Below are 19,269 nucleotides of genomic sequence, written 5' to 3' on the forward strand. Positions count from 1 at the left end.
AGACTATGGTAGATTGCTTGCGCAAATCCTTATCAGCCGACTAAAAAGGTCCCCCGGGACTAGATGTTAATTGCTGCCGCAATTTTTATCCGCAACCTAAACTAGTCTCCCAGACTAGTTTAGCCACCTAGATATGCTTTTCTAACTTCATCTGAAGCTGCGAGTTCTTTTCCTGTTCCTGAAAGAACAATCTTACCTGTTTCAAGAACATAGCCTCGATCTGCGATGGCAAGTGCTTTATTGGCATTTTGCTCGATCAAGAGAACAGTTGTTCCTTGCTTTTGAATATCCTGAATGATATCAAAAATTTCTTGGATAAAGATTGGTGCAAGTCCCATTGATGGTTCGTCTAACAAAAGAAGTTTAGGCGTTGACATAAGCGCACGGCCCATAGCAAGCATCTGCTGTTCACCACCAGAAAGGGTAGCTGCATCTTGGTTCTTCCGTTCTTCTAAACGTGGGAAGCGTGAAAAGACTTTTTTCAAGTTTGCTTGATTTTCTTCCCGATTTTTCTTGAGAAAGGCGCCCATCTCTAAGTTTTCCAAAACAGTCAAACCAGGAAAGACATGACGTCCTTCTGGAACTTGTGAAAGACCTGATGCCACAATCTTCTGTGCAGGCATTTTTTGGATTTCTTGTCCCAGAAATTCAATTCTACCAGAACTTGGACGCACAAGACCTGATAATGTTCGAAGAATAGTCGTTTTACCAGCTCCGTTGGCACCGATTAGAGAAACAACTTCTCCTTCATTAACTTCAAAGCTCACATCACGTACAGCTTGAATCATCCCGTAGTGTACGGAGAGGTTTTCAACTTTTAACATAGACATTAGGCTTCACCTCCAAGATAAGCTTCAATCACACGTTTATTGTTCTTAATTTCATCTGGTGTACCATGAGCAATCAAACGACCGTATTCAAGAACATAGATACGCTCCGTAACTTCCATGACCAAGTTCATATCATGTTCAATCAGCATGATGGTGATTTTAAATTCATCCTTGATACGACGAATTAATTCAGTTAATTCTGCAGTTTCTTGTGGGTTCATACCCGCCGCAGGCTCATCCAAAAAGAGGATTTTAGGCTCTGTAGCAAGGGCGCGAACAATTTCCAAACGACGTTGTTGACCATAAGCTAAGTTTTTAGCTAAAGTTTCAGCCTCACCATCTAAATCGAAGATTTTTAGTAGTTCTAGGGCTTTGGCTTTTAATTCTTTTTCATTCTTGTAAAAAGCTGGCAGACGCAAAAAACTAGCAAATACATGTTGTTTATGATGGTTGCTAAATGCAATGAGAACATTGTCTAATACAGTTAAGTCTTTAAAGAGACGAATGTTTTGGAAAGTACGTCCTAAACCAAGAGCAGCAATTTTATAGGGCTGCTTGCCATTTAACAAGTGACCATCCAAGGTTACTGTTCCTTCGCTTGGTTCATACACACCTGTCAGCAGATTGAAAAGAGTTGTTTTCCCAGCTCCGTTCGGTCCAATCAAACCAACAAGTTCACCTTCATTCAATTCAAGAGTTACATCTCCAACAGCTGTCAAACCACCAAAATGCTTGGTTAAATTTTTTACTTCAAGTAATGCCATTAGTTTTGTCCCTCCTTCTTACCTTTTTTAAAGAGACGTGATAGGCTCAATTCCCATGTTCCAAGAAGACCACCTGGTCTGAAAATCATAACGAGTACCAAGGCCAAAGCATAAATAATCATACGAACGCTAGCTACGTCCTGAAGGAACATATTCAAAATACCAAGAACAATAGCAGCAACAATCGCCCCTGTAATGGATCCCAAACCACCAAATACAACGATAATTAAAACGTTGATAGAGTTGATAAAGCTATAATCCTTAGGCACAACAGAACCGATAAATCCTGCTTGAAGGGAACCTGCGATACTTGCAGTCATCGCTCCGAATACAAAAGCGATAATTTTAATTTTTGTTGTATTAACTCCAACTGATTCAGCAGCGATTTCATCTTCACGAACGGATAAAGTTAGACGTCCGATTGGACTACGAAGGAAATTAAGTGTTGCAATTGTTGTAATCACTGCAAAGAAATATACCATTTGCCAGGTTGTAAAGTTTGGAATGCCAAGGATACCAGCAGCTCCGTTAGTTAGTTCACCACCATTAACAATAAAGATTCGAATGATCTCAGCAACACCTAGTGTCGCAACAGCAAGATAGTCCCCTTTTAAACGTAGGGTAGGAATTCCAACGATCAAGGCAACCAATCCAGCAATAATGGCACCGAGCAACATTGCTCCAAAGAAAGCTCCATAAGTATGAGATCTAGAACCAATAATGGCTGCAGCATAGGCACCAATAGCCATAAAACCAGCATGTCCTAGTGAAAACTGACCAGAGAAACCAACGATCAGATTAAGACCCACAGCCAGAATAATGTTAATCCCGATTTGTTCTAAAATTTGAATATGGAAAAGGTTTAGAACTCCTAGTGAAACTAATAAACTAATCAAACCGTATCCAAGCAACAAAAGGAATAACCAGAGAATATTAACTTTTAAATTTTCTTTCATTGTTTACACCTTCTCTTTCACATTCTTACCGAGGATACCAGCCGGACGGACGATCAAGATCAAGAGTAAGATTCCATATACAATGGCATCTCGGTAATCTGACATTCCAAAGGCTGTTGCGAAAGTTTCCAATAGTCCAATTACAAAACCTCCAAGAGCAGCACCAGGGATGATTCCGATACCACCAAGAACGGCAGCAACGAAAGACTTAATACCTGGAGTCATACCCATTAATGGTTCTAATGAATTATAGTAAAGTGCAATAAGGACACCAGCAGCACCAGCTAGAGCTGATCCTAATGCAAAGGTGAAACTGATTGTACGATTTACGTTAATCCCCATCAACTGAGCCGCATCACTATCTACAGATACAGCACGCATAGCTTTCCCCATCTTGGTTTTTTGTACGATGAGTTGCAAAAGAATCATCAAAACAATCGAAACCGTCAAAATCAACAATTGAATATTTGTTAGGCTGATTGGACCCAAGTCATAACGAACAGTTTGGATTGCTTGAGGAAAGGCACGTGTATTGGCACCAACTAAATAGACCATCCCGTACTCAAGCAAGAAGGACACTCCGATAGCAGTAATCAATACAGAAATACGAGTGGAATGACGTAGCGGACGGTAGGCTAAAAACTCAATGATCACACCGAGGATAGCTGAACCAATCATGGATAAAATTAAGGCTAAAAAGAAATTTAAATGTAGGGCATTGATCAAGAAATAACCCATGAAAGCACCCATCATATAAATATCACCATGGGCAAAGTTAATCAGCTTGATAATTCCATAAACCATAGTATAACCCAGGGCTAGCAAGGCGTAGACACTACCCAAGATTAAACCATTGACAAGTTGTTGAAGCATATGGTTCACTCTTTCTATGTTTTATTTTTAGGATTTTTTTAAAAAATAATCCCTTTATAAACACCGAAACAGGGAGTGAGTAAAAGCTCATTCCCCATTTACGATATCTATAAAATTAAGGTTTTACGACTTCTGCCGCTTCCACTTTACCATTATTCATGGTCATCATGAAGGCTGTTTTCACAGTATTATGATCTGCATCAAAACTTGTTTGACCTGTCACACCTTCAAAATTTTGTGTTTTAGCAAGATTGTTCTTGATATCAACTGAAGTTTTTGCACCTTTTGCTGCATTAGCTACAAGGTAAACTGAGTCATAAGCAAGAGCTGCAAATGTTGAAGGATCTTCGTTGTATTTTGCACGGTAAGCTTCAAGGAAAGCTTTTGCTTTATCTGAAACGTCAACAGTCGTTGAGAATCCTGAGATGAAGTAGATATTTGATGCTCTTTCAGCCGTTGCTTGTTGAACAAATTCCGCACCGTTAAATCCGTCACCACCAATGATTGGTTTGTCAATTCCCATACCGCGAGCTTGGTTTACAATTTTACCCGCTTCTGTGTAGTAACCTGGCAATACGATCGCATCAAAGTCTTTATCTTTGATCTTTGTCAAAGCAGCTTGGAAGTCTGTATCACCTGATACAAATGTTTCGTCTGCAACGATTTCACCTTTGAATGAATCACGGAATGATTTTGCAATACCTTTAGCGTAGTCACTTGAGTTATCTGTATACAAGACAACTTTTTTAGCGTTCAATTTGTTTGAAACATAGTTAGAAATGATTTGCCCTTGGAAGCTATCTTGGAATGTTCCGATGAAAAGGAAATCTTGACCTTTAGTCAAACCATCTTGAGTAGCACTTGGAGAAATCAATGGAACTCCAGCTTGTGTAGCATTTGCTACTGCTGCTGCAGTCGCACCTGAAGTCGCAGGTCCTACGATAGCAGCTACTTTAGATTGAGTAACAAGGTTTGTTGAAACAGAAGCAGCTTCAGCAGTTTCAGATTTGTTATCTTTATCAACTACTTCGATTTGTTTTCCATCGATACCACCTGCTGCGTTGATTTCATCAACTGCAAGTTGAGCACCTTTTTGCTCAGATGTACCATAAGATGCTACAGCACCTGTTTCTTCAAAGTTGAAACCAATTTTTACAACTTTCTCATCAATTGGGTTCCCAGTTGCGTTTGCTGGTCCTGATTTAACCTCACCACATGCAGCTAGAAGTGCTGTACTAGCAAGAGCTACAAGTGATAATGCGAACTTTTTCTTCATGTTTGTCTCCTTTTAATGTTCAATTTTAAAATTACATGTTAAGAATATACCGAATTATCAGAAAATTGTCAACAAGTTTCTCTCACTTTTTTATATGATAACGTTTTCGTTGTTTTTATAAAGGTTTCCAACGAAAGGAGTTTCCAATTCTTGGATATGACAGACTCTCACTTTCTTGATAAATTTCTCTTTTTCTAAACGATTGACTAGCTCCTCTACCTCTTCTGCTGGGACATAGAGTTGCAGATAACGGTGTTTCTTAGAATGGTAACAAATATCACCATAATTTGCGATTTTTTTAGCATCGCGATTATAGTATAGATAGATAATCAGACCAGACCGATTCTCTTTTTGAAACATAATTCAACTTCCTTCTAATAATCTTCCTTCTATTATATCAAAAAAAACAAGCTCAGTCGAGCTTGCTTTAGTTGATTAGTTCAAAGAATTATTAGCCATGATTTCATCGATAAATCCGTATTCAAGAGTTTCTTGAGCACTCATCCAATAATCACGTTCAGCATCTGCATGGATTTGCTCAACTGATTTACCAGAATTATCTGCAAGAATTTGCTCTAAAGTCTTACGAGTTTTAAGCAAGTGTTCAGCAGCAATAGCCATATCGGTTTGCTGTGTACCACCACCTGTACCACCCATTGGTTGGTGAATCATGTATTCTGCATTTGGAAGCATGAAACGTTTACCTTTAGCACCACTAGATGCAATGACCGTTCCCATTGATGCTGCCATCCCCATGACAATTGTTTGGACATCAGCCTTAATAAAGTTCATCGTGTCAACAATTGCCAAACCAGCTGATACAGAACCCCCAGGAGTGTTCACATAAAGGTAAATATCCTTTGTACTATCTTGGGCATCCAAGAAGAGCAACTGAGCAATGACCGAGTTTGCCATATTGTCTTCGACTGGCCCAGTCAACATGATAATGCGGTCCTTAAGAAGACGTGAGTAGATGTCATACGAACGTTCTCCACGACTTGTCTGTTCAATAACTACAGGAATCATTCATTTCTCCTTCTGATTTCTAAATTTCTTAGTCTATGCAATTATTATATATCCTTGGTCAAAAAAGGTCAAATTTTTGCTCTATTCTAAAGACAGATACAAAAATTTAACCTCCTTTCAAAACTAAGACTAGGCTATAGTCTCAATATCACTTTAGAATCTTATTTTGTTCCGAACAAGCGGTCTCCAGCGTCTCCAAGACCTGGAACGATGTAACCATGTTCGTTCAAACGTTCATCCAAAGCTGCTGTAAAGATTTCTACATCAGGGTGTGCTGCTTGAAGTGCCTTCACACCTTCTGGAGCAGATACAAGGCAGACAAACTTGATGTTTGAAGCTCCACGTTTTTTGAGGGAGTCAACAGCCAAAATCGCTGATCCACCCGTTGCAAGCATAGGATCAACTACAAAGATTTGACGTTGGTCAATATCTTCAGGTAATTTTACCAAGTATTCTACTGGTTGAAGGGTCTCTTCATCACGGTACATACCAATGTGACCAACTTTAGCTGCTGGAACCAAACTCAATAGTCCATCAACCATACCAATACCGGCACGCAAGATTGGGACAATCGCCAATTTTTTTCCAGCCAATTGTTTTTGAACTGTTTTTGTGATTGGTGTCTCGATTTCTACGTCTTCAAGTGGAAGATCACGAAGCACTTCATATCCCATCAACATTGCAATCTCATCAACTAGCTCACGAAAAGCTTTTGTCGAAGTATCCGTACGACGCAAGATTGACAATTTGTGTTGAATCAGTGGATGATTAATAACTTCAAGTTTTCCCATTTTCTGAATTCCTTCTTTCAATTTATTCTTCTTATTATATCAAAAAATGGTCCAAAAAGCTTTTGAAACCATTTATTTTTTATAATTCTAAATCAAATCAGCTTCTTGAAGAGCTGTTTGAACAGTTTCAAGTGGTAAATGTGTTAATTCTGTCCCTTTTTCTTGATAAAGATACTGAGCATAATCGTCCATGCGGTATTGATTGATATACACAACACGCTCGCATCCTACTTGAAGTAATTGCTTGGTACAGTTGAGGCAAGGGAAATGTGTAACATATGCTGTAAAGCCTTTTGGAACGCCACGTTCTGAACCTTGTAAAATAGCATTTACCTCTGCATGAAGGGTACGGACACAGTGCCCCTCAATCACCAGACAGTCATGATCGATACAATGCTCTGTCCCTGACACCGATCCATTATAGCCGGTCGAAATAACCTTATTATCCTTGACTAAAACAGCTCCTACTTTGGCACGTTTACAGGTCGAACGATTGGCAATCAATAAAGCTTGAGCAGCAAAATACTCATCCCAAGCCAGTCTTTTTTCAGTCATAACTTCTCTCCTCTTGATTTATTTTTTGAAAAATGGCAAGCGCAGATCTGCGATTTTTTCAGCAGGAACCTTCATCCCATCCTTGATCCATTTAAGCAAGACTGATACGATGGCAGAACTCCAAAAAGAATGCAGGTAAGAGCTGACTCCTTTTGATTTTCCATAGTATTTTTCTAAAAATTCTTGCATGGCTTGCACAAAGATTTTTTCTAGGTGATAGTCCAAGGCAAGCTGAATAACCTTAGCTTCTTTCTTGGCTTCTCTAAAGAGGTGAACCCATACGAGATAAAGATCTGTTTTAACATCGTAATGACTTAGCTGCTCCATGATGTTATGGACGCTACGTTTAAAGACACTTTCTAAAATCTCTTCTTTAGAATCATAGTTTCGATAAAAGGCTGCACGAGAAACGCCAGCACGCTTGACTAACTCAGAAATGCTAATTTTAGCTAACTCTTTTTTCTCCAAGAGTTGCAAAAGAGCTGTTTCTATCGCTTCTCTGGTTAGCAAATTAGATTCTTGGTTTGATTTTCTTAGGTTCTCAAGCGATTTTTCAGATATTTTACGTTCAGACATAACAATTTCTTTCTACTTGTGACAACAGAGAGCAACTACTTTTGTTTCAAGGGCTTTCATGATATAATTGTAAAAAAAGACAGAACCTTTGTCAATGTATAAGTGATAAAGATGGAGAATTTCTATGACTTGGAAGATTATAGCTGACTCTGGTTGTGATTATCGCCAATTGGCAAATCCTGCTATTGATACTGAATTTATCAGTGTTCCCTTAAAGATTCAAGTAGCAGATCAGGTCTTTATTGACGACGCTAATCTTGATATCGATCAAATGATGGAAACTATGTATGCAACTTCTGAGGCTTCAAAATCAGCCTGTCCTAGCCCTGATGATTACCTACGTGCATTTGAAGGTGCTAAGCATATCTTTGTCGTTACCATTACTGGAACTCTCTCTGGTAGCCACAATAGTGCACAATTAGCTAAAAACATTTATCTTGAAGAACACCCTGACACTCAGATTCATGTAATCGACAGCTTATCAGCTGGTGGGGAAGTTGACTTAATCGTTGAAAAAATCAATGCCTTGATTGAACAAGGACTTTCTTTTGAAGAAGTGGTTGAAGCTATTACTGCCTACCAAGAAAAAACTAAGTTGTTGTTCGTTCTCGCCAAGGTTGATAACCTGGTTAAGAACGGTCGCTTGAGTAAGCTTATCGGTACAGTTGTCGGACTTCTCAATATTCGTATGGTTGGGGAAGCAAGCGAAACCGGAACCTTAGAACTCCTCCAAAAAGCTCGTGGTGCTAAAAAGTCTCTTCAGGCTGCTTATGAAGAGTTAATCAAAGCTGGCTACGCTGGTGGGCGTATCGTCATGGCTCACCGCAGCAATGAAAAATTCTGCCAACAGCTCTCAGAGCTCTTACGAGAAAAATACCCACAAGCTGACATTAAAATCATCCCAACTTCTGGACTCTGCAGTTTCTATGCGGAAGAAGGTGGGCTCCTCATGGGATACGAAATTAACTAATTGATTAGATTTAAGAGATGGCTAGCCATCTCTTTTTTATGGTACAATACAGATATGAAACATTTTGATACTATTGTTATCGGAGGTGGCCCTGCTGGTATGATGGCTACGATTTCCAGTAGCTTTTACGGGCAGAAAACCCTTCTCATTGAAAAAAATCGGAAACTCGGAAAAAAATTAGCTGGAACTGGTGGTGGTCGCTGTAACGTGACTAACAACGGAACTCTAGACGATCTACTCGCTGGCATCCCTGGAAATGGGCGATTTCTATACAGTGTCTTCTCCCAGTTTGATAACCATGATATCATTAACTTTTTTACAGAAAATGGTGTTAAACTAAAGGTCGAAGACCACGGCCGTGTCTTTCCAGCCAGCGACAAATCGCGAACCATTATCGAAGCTCTGGAGAAGAAAATCATTGAACTAGGCGGGCAAATTGCCACTCAAACAGAGATTGTTTCGGTTAAAAAGATAGACGACCAGTTTGTCCTTAAGTCCGCAGACCAGACCTTCACTTGTAATAAACTCATCGTCACAACAGGTGGTAAGTCTTATCCTTCGACTGGTTCGACTGGTTTTGGTCACGAGATTGCCCGTCATTTTAAGCACACCATTACAGAGCTTGAAGCTGCTGAAAGTCCCTTATTGACAGATTTTCCACACAAGGCTTTGCAGGGAATTTCGCTAGACGATGTGACTCTCAGTTATGGCAAGCACGTCATTACTCATGATCTGCTCTTTACCCACTTTGGTTTATCTGGTCCCGTTGCTCTGCGTATGTCAAGCTTTGTCAAGGGTGGCGAAATCCTATCTTTAGATGTTTTGCCACAACTTTCTGAAAGTGAATTACTATCATTTCTTGAAGAAAACCGTGAAAAATCCTTGAAAAATGCCTTGAAAACTTTTCTCCCTGAACGCTTGGCAGAATTTTTTGTCCAAGGATACCCTGAAAAAGTTAAACAGCTAACTGAGAAAGAACGCGACCAACTTATCCAGTCTATCAAGTCCCTCAAAATCCCTGTGACAGGAAAAATGTCCTTGGCTAAATCCTTTGTTACCAAAGGAGGTGTTAGCCTCAAGGAAATCAATCCTAAAACGCTGGAAAGCAAACTGGTTCCTGGACTTCACTTTGCTGGCGAGGTACTAGATATCAATGCCCACACAGGTGGCTTTAACATCACTTCTGCCCTCTGCACTGGCTGGGTGGCGGGAAGCTTGCATTATGATTAAATATCAAAGGTTGTTAAAAATGAATAGAAGAGAAACAGTCGAATTTGTCAATATGTGTATGATTCAAAACGGAGACAAGGTTCTGGTTCAAGATCGAGTTAATCCTGACTGGCCTGGCATTACTTTTCCTGGTGGTCATGTTGAACGTGGCGAATCCTTTGTCGATGCTGTCATTCGTGAAGTGAAAGAAGAAACTGGTCTGACCATTTCCAAACCCCAACTCTGTGGTATCAAAGATTGGTATGATGATGAGGATTTTCGCTATGTTGTTCTCTTTTACAAAACAGGACACTTTGCTGGTGAGCTCCAATCTTCAGATGAAGGAAAGGTCTGGTGGGAGGATTTTAAAAATCTATCTCATCTAAAACTCGCCACCGATGATATGTCTGATATGCTTCGTGTTTTTTTGGAAGAGGATCTCAGTGAGTTCTTTTACTATAAAGACGGTGACGACTGGCTTTATGATTGAAAATAGCAGATAATCGGCGGAGAGTCTTCCGCCGATTATTTTATTTGCTCTGTTTTTCAACATAGTGGGCAATCACATCTGATGTGTACTGGGCTGTTCCAGGTCCAAATTTGTCAATGTTTTCCTTGAACTCAGGGTTATAGACGTATCCTTTACCGATATATCCGAAGACTTCAATAGAGCAGTCAAATCCATAAGTACGAATGGCTTGCAAGAGTTTGGCTGCTTGCTCTTGGTTTTCAATTGCTGTTGCAGGTAAACCAGCTTGAAGATTTTGTGCCAAAGTTTGAAAGACTTGGTTAAAGGCAACCGTAGACTCATCTTCGCGACCTTTTTGGCGTTCGAGGGCTTGATCCATGACTTCTTGTCCATACTTCTCTACCGCTTCTTGCTGGTATTTTTGATGATCTTGATAGCTAAATCCAGTGAATTTTTCCTCAATGGTCATTTTTCTTTCTCCTTTTTGTTCTTGAATGGTTTTTTGCAAGGTGGAAATCAAGGTATCCAGATGTTGCCTTTCTCGAGTTAGATAGTCCAACTGCCTAGTCAAATGGGGCAATAAGTCTTTCCTTTCTTCCTTTAACAGCTCTGCTATTGTTTCTAAAGAAAAGCCTAGATATTTGTAGTAAAGAATGACCTGAAGGCGTTCCAAATCCTCTTGACTGTATGTTCGATAGCCGTTTTCCGACTTTAAGGGGACCAAGAGTCCTATCTTGTCATAGTGGTACAGGGTCTTGACAGAGACACCTGAAAGCTGCGCAGCTTCTTTTATTTGGTACATGATTTCCTCCTTACAATGATAGTATACCCCCTTCCCTTAGGTCAGAGTCAAGTATTTTTGAGAAAATTTTTTAACTTTTTGAGAAAACTATGAAAACATGAAAATCGCTTTCTTGACAGTCTTTAAAAATCATGATAGGATAATCAAGTCTATCAATCAAAGAAAAAGCTCAAAAGAGCCATTGAGAGAAGGCTATTTGACAACTCAAGTAGCCTTTTCTTATTTAGAAATAGATCGGAGTTTTAACGATGTCTGAAAAATCGCAATGGGGATTGAAATTGGGCTTCATCCTTGCATCTGCTGGTTCTGCTATTGGTCTTGGAGCTGTTTGGAAGTTCCCTTACATGACTTCTGCCAACGGTGGGGGAGGCTTTTTGCTAGTCTTTCTCATCTCGACGATTTTAATTGGTTTCCAATCTCCTTATGCCATTCGGTGCCCTCTGCTTGTCTCTCTTTACTGGCTATATTTTCAAGAAGGCACTGGCTATGGAGGAACTGCATCTTGATGAAACACCCTGGAAACAAAGTCTTTTCCAAGTCTGGCTCTTCCTTCTTCGTTACATCATCCCAATTATCATCATCGTGGTCTTTATCACCCAATTTATGTAAATACAAAAAGGACTTGAGTAGTGAACTCAGGCCCTTTCTTTTTTATGGATGACTAACAATCAATTCCAAATCTTGTCCCTCAAGTGTCCAAGCTTCAACATCGCTTGGCAAGATAAAGTGGCTACCTTTTTGGATTGGATAATCTTTTCCGTCTACAGTCAGTTTCCCTTGACCAGCCAAGACACTAAACAAGCTGTAATCAGCTGTCTTCTCAAATTCAACTTTTCCTGTGATTTCCCATTTGTAAACAGCAAAGAAATCATTTGAAACCAGTAAAGTCGAACGCAAATCATCTGCTTTGACCGTCACAGGACGGCTATTAGCGGGCTCACCAATATTCAAAACATCGATGGATTTTTCAAGGTGAAGCTCACGCAAGTTGCCATTATCATCCTTACGGTCAAAATCATAAACACGATAAGTTGTATCACTAGACTGCTGCGTTTCAAGAATCAAGATGCCTGCTCCGATAGCGTGCATGGTTCCGCTTGGTACATAGAAGAAATCTCCAGCCTTAACAGGAACCTTTGTTAACAAGGCATCCCAATTTTTATCTTCGATTTGCTGGCGGAGTTCTTCCTTAGACTTAGCATTGTGACCATAGATAATCTCTGACCCTTCATCTGCTGCAATGATATACCAGCATTCTGTTTTACCAAGTTCGCCTTCGTGCTCTAGTCCATAAGCATCATCTGGGTGAACTTGAACACTGAGCCAGTCATTAGCATCGAGGATTTTGGTCAAGAGTGGAAATACAGGCTCTGGACGGTTGCCAAACAATTCACGGTGTTCCGCATACAAAGTAGCAAGGTCTGTTCCCTCAAAGCGTCCATTGGCTACCTTAGAAACACCATTTGGGTGAGCTGAGATGGCCCAGTATTCTCCGATTTTTTCATTTGGAATGTCGTAGCCAAACTCATCACGTAGCTTGGTCCCACCCCAGATTTTTTCTTGCATAACGGATTTTAAAAATAATGGTTCTGACATGTCAATCTCCTGTCTGATTTTTCTCCCCTCATTATAGCAAAAAAAGAGTCCTGATTGAACTCTTTTTCACAGATTATAAAGTAGGGAGAAGATTTTATAAAAATAGTGAACAAATGTGCTCTACTCAATGCTTGCACCATTGCTGGCAATGACATCCTTGTACCAGTAGAAGGATTTCTTTTTACTGCGTTTGAGAGTCCCATTTCCTACATTGTCCCGATCAACATAGATAAAGCCATAGCGTTTATTCATTTCGCCTGTTCCAGCTGAAACCAAATCGATACAGCCCCAAGTTGTATAACCAAGCAAGTCAACGCCATCTTGGTAAATGGCATCTCGCATAGCCTTGATATGAGCCTCTAGGTAAGCAATCCGATAGTCATCTTCCACATAACCATTCTCATCAGGGGTATCCATGGCACCGAGACCATTTTCTACAATAAACATAGGCTTTTGGTAACGATCCCAGATAGCATTGAGGGTAATCCGAAGTCCTAATGGGTCAATCTGCCATCCCCATTCTGAGGATTCTAGATAGGGATTTTTGATAGAGGCAAAGACATTTCCAGCGGTCAGTTCCCTCACTTCTGGATCACCTGAGGCCACTCGACTCGCATAGTAAGAGAAGGAAACAAAGTCAACAGTATGATTCTTCAGAAAGTCTAGATCCTCTGCCGTCATTTCAATCTCAATCCCTTCACGCTCCCACTGCTTCTTGGCATAATTTGGATATTCACCCCGTGCCTGAACATCGATGAAAAAGTAACTCTTACGGTCTTCTTCCATAGCAGCCCAGTAGTCTCTCGGATGGGCTGTGTTAGGATAATACTGCCCTGCTGCCAACATACATCCCACCTTGTTTTCTGGGTCGATTTCGTGGGCAATCTTAGTCGCAAGGGCTGAAGCCACCAACTCATGGTGGGCCGCTTGGTATTTGACCTGTTCTTGATTTTCGCCCTCTTCAAAACAAATCCCAGCTCCTAAAAATGGTGCATGAAGAATCATGTTGATTTCGTTAAAGGTAAGCCAGTATTTGACTAAGCCTTTATAGCGGGTAAAGAGTGTGCGACAGAGATTCTCATAGAAGTCCAACATACGACGATTGCGCCAACCACCGTATTCTTCAATCAAGTGCATAGGACAGTCGAAATGCGTGATGGTTACCAGAGGTTGGATACCATACTTGTGACACTCCTTAAATAAATCCTCATAAAAGGCTAGACCAGGTTCATTTGGCTCTGCCTCATCTCCCTTAGGAAAAATCCGAGTCCAAGCAATGGAAAGCCGATAAGTCTTAAAGCCCATTTCCGCAAAAAGCGCAATATCTTCCTTGTAATGATGGTACATATCGATAGCTTCCTTGGCTGGGTAAAAATAGCCTTCCTCAAAAGAGAACATCTTTTTCTGACCTGTGATAATGGCTTCACGATCTGTACCAATGGGTACAACATCAACGTTAGCCAACCCACGCCCGTCTATGTTATAAGCACCCTCGCATTGGTTGGCTGCTGTTGCACCACCCCAGAGAAAACCCTCTGGAAATTGTAGTATTTCTGTCATCACTTTACCTCACTTGATTTGCTACTTTTATTATACCACTAAACTTGTATAAGAATCTGGAACTTGACAACATCTTAATATCGAATAATATTAAAAAAAGACCGGATAACTCCGATCTTTTAATAGTTCATATTCTCAATTTCTGTTTTAAAAATAGCTAAGGTTATCTTCAAATGACTAACTATTTCATACGATAAAAATCAATCACTAGACCAGCAGGGCCTTCAACCAATAAAGACTCTGTTCCCCAATCCGTTTCACAAGGACCGTGTAAAATCTCGACACCAATCTCTTTTAACCGCTTTTGGTTCTGGTCGACATCCTCAACCTCAATGTGTAGAATGATTCCTGACTGAAAATTTTCCAAAGGAATCAAATGATTTTGGGATAACATGAGACAGTGACTGCCTATCGTGAACTGAGCAAAACTGTTATCAACATAGTCCGCCTTTTTATCCAAGATACTCTCTAATTCAGCACAGACTTGGGGAACATTTGAAACAATAATATCTAATTGATTTAAATTCATTTACTGTCCTCCACAAAAAGACCGGATGGATCCGATCTTTTTAAGTTTCTCTCTATGAAAATCAAAGAATAAACAAGGCATCAAACCGCAGGCAGTACTGGAGTACGGCAAGGTGAAGATAAGGCAGTTTACATTTGATTTTCGATGAGAGGAATTATTTAATTGCGCGTGATTGCAACCCTTCTTCTTCCAAGAAGAGGCGGAATGGTACGAGTTCTTCTGCTTCGTATTTTTCCTTGAAGGCTTTGATTGCTTCTTCTGAATGTTGTTTTGGATCCAATTCAAGTACTTCTACTGGAAGTGGACGGTGTGGAGTGATGCGAGCATCGATCACAACAGTTTTACCTTCTTTGTTGAGTTTCACAGCTTCTGCAACAACAGCATCGATGTCTTCGATACGGTCTACTGTAAATCCAACAGCACCTTGCGCTTCAGCGATTTTCGCATAGTCAGCATTAGGGAAGTCACAACCAAACAAGTGTTTGTTTGTGTCTTCGTATTTGTCCTTGATGAAGGCATATTTACCATTTGAGAAGACAACGTTGATAACTGGAAGGTCGTATTGAACGTTTGTGATAACGTCTGGGTAGCACATGTTGAATGCACCGTCACCCATGATGTTCCATACTTGGCGATCTGGATTGTCTTTCTTAGCAGCGATACCTCCAGGAAGGGCGATACCCATTGTCGCAAAGAGTGGAGATGTACGCCACATGTTCTTAGGTGTCATGTGAAGGTGACGAGTTGATGTTTGAGTAGTGTCACCTACGTCGATTGAGTAGATTGCATCTTCATCAGCATGTTTGTTGATAGCATTGTATACTTGGTACAATTGCAATTCACCCTCAGTTTTACCTTCGAGTTTGTTCATGTAATCGCGCCAGTTTTGATTGTTCTTCACGTTTGCACGCCACCATGGAGTAGACTCAACTGGGTTTACTTTATCAAGGATAGCTTTAGCTGCTTGACCTGCATCACCAAGGATTGAAGCGTCAAGGGCGTGACGTTTACCAAGTTTGTAAGGGTCGATATCCACTTGGATGAATTTTTCAGTGTTCTTGAATGCTTGGTAAACTTCAGCAAATGGGAAGTTTGAACCAAGGAAAAGAACAGTGTCTGCTTCAAAGACCACTTCGTTGGCTGGTTTCCAACCAACACGGTAAGCAGAACCTGTCAAACCTTCATAGTTCCATTCGAAAGCTTCAAAGTTTTTACCAGTTGTGATGATTGGTGCTTTGATTTTACGTGACAATTCAGTAATCACTTCACCAGCTTTGACACCACCATAACCAGCGTAGATCACTGGACGTTCAGCATTGTTCAAGATTTCAACAGCTTTATCGATTTCAACTTCGTTCAAAGCTGGAGCGATAAATGAACGCTCGTATGAACCTGAACCGTAGTATGAGTTCTCGTCGATTTCTTGGAAACCAAAGTTTACTGGAATTTCAACAACGGCTGGACCTTTTTTAGAAACGGCAGCACGGCAAGCTTCGTCGATAACTTTTGGTAATTGCTCTGCGTAAGCTACACGTTTGTTGTAAACAGCGATACCGTTGTACATTGGGTTTTGGTTGAGTTCTTGGAAGGCATCCATGTTGAGTTCGTTAACTGGACGTGATCCAAGGATAGCGAGGAATGGAGTGTTATCCATCGCTGCATCGTAAACACCGTTGATCAAGTGAGTCGCACCTGGTCCACCTGAACCAACTGCAACACCGATAGAACCGCCAAATTTAGCTTGCATAACCGCTGCAAGAGCACCTGTTTCTTCGTGGCGAACTTGCAAGAAACGGATATCTTTGTCTTCAGCCAAAGCGTCCATCAATGAGCTGAGTGTTCCTGATGGGATACCGTAGATAGTGTCTACGCCCCATGTTTTCAATACGTTGAGCATTGCTGCAGATGCAGTAATTTTTCCTTGAGTCATAATGATAACTCTCCTTAAAATTAATTTGATAAATAATAAAAGCGCTTTTATATGTTTTTTGAAAACGATTCAGTAAATTTACACTCCTAATTTATCACATTTGCTTATAGTTTCATAAGAATGTGCTCACAAAACTTCATTCTCTATTACAGTACAGATTGAAATCGTTTCAAAAATCTGTTTTAGAATAGCAAAAAAGCGGTTAAGACCGCCTTTTTATACTCAATGAAAATCAAAGAGCAAACTAGGAAGCTAGCCGCAGGTTGCTCAAAGCACAGCTTTGAGGTTGCAGATAAAGCTGACGTGGTTTGAAGAGATTTTCGAAGAGTATTAATCGACTTTAGTAAAATTAAGCATAAGAGAGCTGATTAGAACAGAGACTGAACTAAAGGCCATGGCCAATCCTGCAAGTTCTGGATTGAGTACCAAACCAAGACCAGAAAACACTCCTGCTGCAATCGGAATACCAATGAGGTTATAGATAGAAGCCCAGAAAAGATTAAGTAGAATACGATTAAAGGTCTTCTTACTCATATCAAAAGCACGTGCCAATCCTAGTAAATTGTTGGTTGTAAGGACAAGATCTGCTGATTCAATGGCAATATCTGTCCCAGAGCCCATGGCAATTCCGACATCCGCTACACTAAGGGCCGGCGCATCATTGATACCATCTCCAACAAAGGCCAATTTGCCATTCTTTTGAAGCTTATGAATTTCATGTGCCTTTTCCTCTGGTAAGACATTTGCAATCACTTCTTCGATTCCAATTTGCTCTGCAATCGCATGCGCTACTCCAGCATTATCTCCAGTAAGCATGACCGTTCTAAGGCCACGTTTTTTCAATTTGGCAATAGCTTCTCGAGCATTTTCCTTAGGGACATCCTGCAAGGCAATTAAGCCTTTTAACTGACCATCCACGGATAGGAAGACAACTGTTTTTGCTTCTTTCTCAAGCAATTCAAATCGTTTTTGATAATCATGTGGAATAGCAAGATCATCTAAGAGTTTGGTATTCCCAAGCAAGACTTGTTTACTATTAATAATCCCAGTCACACCTTTTCCATGCAAGGCTTGGAAGTTTTCCACTGGGTAAAGGCTAATTCCTAGTTCAGATGCACGATTAACAATAGCTTGAGCTAGCGGGTGTTGAGATACATCTTCCAGTGAAGCAGCCAAACTTAGCACTTCTCTTTCATCACCAATAACATCTGTCACTACTGGCTTCCCTTCGGTCAAGGTTCCTGTCTTATCAAAAACAACCGTTTGGACTTTTTGGATTTCCTGTAAAACTGTACCATTTTTGAGAAGAATCCCCATCTTGGCACTTCGTCCTGTTCCAACCATGAGTGCTGTCGGTGTCGCGAGTCCTAGTGCACAAGGACAGGCAATTATCAAAACAGCAACTCCGTAGAGAAGTGAAGTCACAAAGCTATCTCCAAGTAAAACAAACCAGATCCAAAAAGTAAGAAGTCCTAAAATGACAACTGCTGGTACAAAAATCCCAGAAATCTTGTCGGTCAAATCTTGAATAGGAGCACGACTCGTTTGAGCTTTCTTCACAAAGTCCACAATCTGAGCCAGCATAGTCTCAGAACCAACTTTTTCAGCTCTAAAGATGATCGTGCCACTATTATTGATGGTTGAACCAATGACAGCATCTCCAACTGATTTATCGACTGGAATACTTTCCCCAGTCACCATTGATTCATCAATACTGGTTTCACCTTCGAGCACAATTCCATCAACTGCTATCTTTTCACCTGGTCGAACGCGAATCAAGTCCCCAACTTTGACCTGTTCTAAAGGGATTTGAATATAAGCGTCATCACGCAAGACTTCTGCTGTTTTTGCTTGTAGGTCTAATAATTTTTCAACTGCTTGAGAAGCGTTTTTGCGCATGCGTTCTTCAAATACTGCACCTAAAAGAACGAAGAAGAGGATGAATCCAGCACTTTCAAAATAAACTGGTAAGCCCGCAAAGAGAGCAAATAGACTATAGACGTAGGCTACCAATGTTCCTAGAGCTACCAAGGTATCCATGTTAGCATTATGTTTTTTAAAGCTAGCCCATGCGCTTTTAATATAAGGAACTCCAGCTACCAGCATAATAGGTGTCGTAGCTAAGAAGGTTCCCCAGTGCATGACTTGGTGACTAATACTGCCAGTCAGCATACCAAGCATGAGGAGGACTAATGGTAGGGTAAAAATGCTGGTAATCCAAAAACGTTGTAAAAGGCTTAGAGATTTTTTAGTTTTTTCAACAACGGTATAGGTTCCCTTTTGCATCTTCATACCACAAGAAAACTCGTGCTCACCCAATTCTTGAGGAGTAAAGCGAATGACTTTTTCCTCATCTTGAGCGATTGGTTCTAGGATTCCTTCTTCTTCGAAGAGAATTTCTTTATAACAGTTTGATGGTGTCACACGGTGAAAAGTAATTTCAGCAGGAATTCCTTTTTGTAGTTGAATATGGGCTGGATGATAGCCTTTTTCTGCCGTGATACGGATTTTTTGAACACCATTTTCAAGACTTGCTTTCACAATTTCTGTCATATCA

19 protein-coding genes and 2 pseudogenes are annotated in these 19,269 nt (G+C 40.4%); 5 read left to right on the top strand and 16 right to left on the bottom strand.

Annotated features, from left to right (window positions below):
* Positions 1–119 precede the first annotated feature (119 nt).
* The 10 genes from ACVC7R_RS02510 to ACVC7R_RS02555 all read right to left on the bottom strand — a co-directional run bounded on the left by ACVC7R_RS02510 (position 120) and on the right by ACVC7R_RS02555 (position 7,647).
* The gene (locus ACVC7R_RS02510; RefSeq protein WP_006151996.1) at positions 120–830 is read right to left on the bottom strand and encodes an ABC transporter ATP-binding protein; all 711 of its coding nucleotides are present in this window, start codon (positions 828–830) and stop codon (positions 120–122) included.
* Positions 830–1,594 (bottom strand): ABC transporter ATP-binding protein, encoded by a 765-nt coding sequence (locus ACVC7R_RS02515; protein ID WP_447263396.1) that lies wholly within the window; start codon positions 1,592–1,594, stop codon positions 830–832. Before ACVC7R_RS02515 ends, ACVC7R_RS02510 begins: the two co-directional genes overlap by 1 nt.
* A complete protein-coding gene (locus ACVC7R_RS02520) occupies positions 1,594–2,550 on the bottom strand; it encodes a branched-chain amino acid ABC transporter permease (protein WP_447263397.1) in 957 nt (318 codons plus the stop codon). The genes ACVC7R_RS02515 and ACVC7R_RS02520 overlap by 1 nt, the downstream gene beginning before the upstream one ends.
* 3 nt (positions 2,551–2,553) lie before the next feature.
* A complete protein-coding gene (locus tag ACVC7R_RS02525; protein WP_263393847.1) occupies positions 2,554–3,423 on the bottom strand; it encodes a branched-chain amino acid ABC transporter permease in 870 nt (289 codons plus the stop codon).
* 115 nt (positions 3,424–3,538) lie between these two features.
* Positions 3,539–4,699 carry an ABC transporter substrate-binding protein gene (locus tag ACVC7R_RS02530; RefSeq protein WP_447263398.1) on the bottom strand — a complete coding sequence of 387 codons (1,161 nt, stop codon included), beginning with the start codon at positions 4,697–4,699 and terminating at the stop codon, positions 3,539–3,541.
* Between the two features lie 90 nt (positions 4,700–4,789).
* Entirely contained in the window at positions 4,790–5,059 is a 270-nt protein-coding gene (locus ACVC7R_RS02535; protein WP_447263399.1) for a YlbG family protein, read from the bottom strand.
* Between the two features lie 75 nt (positions 5,060–5,134).
* Complete coding sequence (clpP, locus tag ACVC7R_RS02540; RefSeq protein ID WP_000613466.1) at positions 5,135–5,725, bottom strand: ATP-dependent Clp protease proteolytic subunit ClpP; 591 nt, start codon at positions 5,723–5,725, stop codon at positions 5,135–5,137.
* Between the two features lie 161 nt (positions 5,726–5,886).
* On the bottom strand, positions 5,887–6,516 hold the full coding sequence (gene upp, locus ACVC7R_RS02545) for a uracil phosphoribosyltransferase (RefSeq protein WP_004252365.1): 630 nt from the start codon (positions 6,514–6,516) through the stop codon (positions 5,887–5,889).
* Positions 6,517–6,603: 87 nt separating this feature from the next.
* Positions 6,604–7,071, bottom strand: coding sequence for a deoxycytidylate deaminase (locus ACVC7R_RS02550; protein WP_447263400.1), 468 nt, complete (start codon positions 7,069–7,071; stop codon positions 6,604–6,606).
* An 18-nt stretch (positions 7,072–7,089) separates the two neighbouring features.
* Positions 7,090–7,647 carry a TetR/AcrR family transcriptional regulator gene (locus tag ACVC7R_RS02555; protein WP_004252362.1) on the bottom strand — a complete coding sequence of 186 codons (558 nt, stop codon included), beginning with the start codon at positions 7,645–7,647 and terminating at the stop codon, positions 7,090–7,092.
* Positions 7,648–7,771: 124 nt separating this feature from the next.
* Here ACVC7R_RS02555 and ACVC7R_RS02560 point away from each other — a divergent pair, with 124 nt between their 5' ends.
* The 3 genes from ACVC7R_RS02560 to ACVC7R_RS02570 are packed head-to-tail and all read left to right on the top strand — an operon-like array spanning position 7,772 to position 10,316.
* Positions 7,772–8,617, top strand: a complete 846-nt coding sequence (locus ACVC7R_RS02560; protein ID WP_447263401.1) for a DegV family protein — start codon at positions 7,772–7,774, stop codon at positions 8,615–8,617.
* Positions 8,618–8,671: 54 nt separating this feature from the next.
* Positions 8,672–9,847: an NAD(P)/FAD-dependent oxidoreductase gene (locus tag ACVC7R_RS02565; RefSeq protein ID WP_447263402.1), complete on the top strand. Its 1,176-nt coding sequence runs from the start codon at positions 8,672–8,674 to the stop codon at positions 9,845–9,847.
* Between the two features lie 19 nt (positions 9,848–9,866).
* Positions 9,867–10,316, top strand: coding sequence for an NUDIX domain-containing protein (locus tag ACVC7R_RS02570; protein ID WP_447263403.1), 450 nt, complete (start codon positions 9,867–9,869; stop codon positions 10,314–10,316).
* Between the two features lie 40 nt (positions 10,317–10,356).
* Here the strand turns inward: ACVC7R_RS02570 and ACVC7R_RS02575 are convergent, their stop codons facing one another.
* On the bottom strand, positions 10,357–11,097 hold the full coding sequence (locus ACVC7R_RS02575; RefSeq protein WP_447263404.1) for a MerR family transcriptional regulator: 741 nt from the start codon (positions 11,095–11,097) through the stop codon (positions 10,357–10,359).
* Between the two features lie 103 nt (positions 11,098–11,200).
* Between ACVC7R_RS02575 and ACVC7R_RS02580 the strand changes: the two are divergent.
* A pseudogene (locus ACVC7R_RS02580) lies at positions 11,201–11,510 on the top strand (sodium-dependent transporter); the annotation flags it as partial.
* A pseudogene (locus tag ACVC7R_RS02585) lies at positions 11,503–11,706 on the top strand (sodium-dependent transporter); the annotation flags it as partial. The pseudogenes ACVC7R_RS02580 and ACVC7R_RS02585, both read left to right, overlap by 8 nt.
* Before the next feature lie 42 nt (positions 11,707–11,748).
* On the opposite strand, the gene manA reads toward ACVC7R_RS02585, so the two are convergent.
* The 5 genes from manA to ACVC7R_RS02610 form a co-directional block, all read right to left on the bottom strand.
* Positions 11,749–12,693, bottom strand: a complete 945-nt coding sequence (gene manA, locus ACVC7R_RS02590; protein WP_447263405.1) for a mannose-6-phosphate isomerase, class I — start codon at positions 12,691–12,693, stop codon at positions 11,749–11,751.
* A 120-nt stretch (positions 12,694–12,813) separates the two neighbouring features.
* The gene (locus ACVC7R_RS02595) at positions 12,814–14,253 is read right to left on the bottom strand and encodes a 6-phospho-beta-glucosidase (RefSeq protein ID WP_447263406.1); all 1,440 of its coding nucleotides are present in this window, start codon (positions 14,251–14,253) and stop codon (positions 12,814–12,816) included.
* A gap of 181 nt (positions 14,254–14,434) precedes the next feature.
* On the bottom strand, positions 14,435–14,782 hold the full coding sequence (locus tag ACVC7R_RS02600) for a VOC family protein (RefSeq protein WP_447263407.1): 348 nt from the start codon (positions 14,780–14,782) through the stop codon (positions 14,435–14,437).
* A 154-nt stretch (positions 14,783–14,936) separates the two neighbouring features.
* Positions 14,937–16,712 carry a pyruvate oxidase gene (gene spxB / locus ACVC7R_RS02605; RefSeq protein ID WP_447263408.1) on the bottom strand — a complete coding sequence of 592 codons (1,776 nt, stop codon included), beginning with the start codon at positions 16,710–16,712 and terminating at the stop codon, positions 14,937–14,939.
* Positions 16,713–17,042: 330 nt separating this feature from the next.
* On the bottom strand, positions 17,043–19,265 hold the full coding sequence (locus tag ACVC7R_RS02610) for a heavy metal translocating P-type ATPase (protein ID WP_447263409.1): 2,223 nt from the start codon (positions 19,263–19,265) through the stop codon (positions 17,043–17,045).
* Between the last annotated feature and the right edge of the window lie 4 nt (positions 19,266–19,269).

This window comes from Streptococcus sp. Z554, from assembly GCF_053010305.1.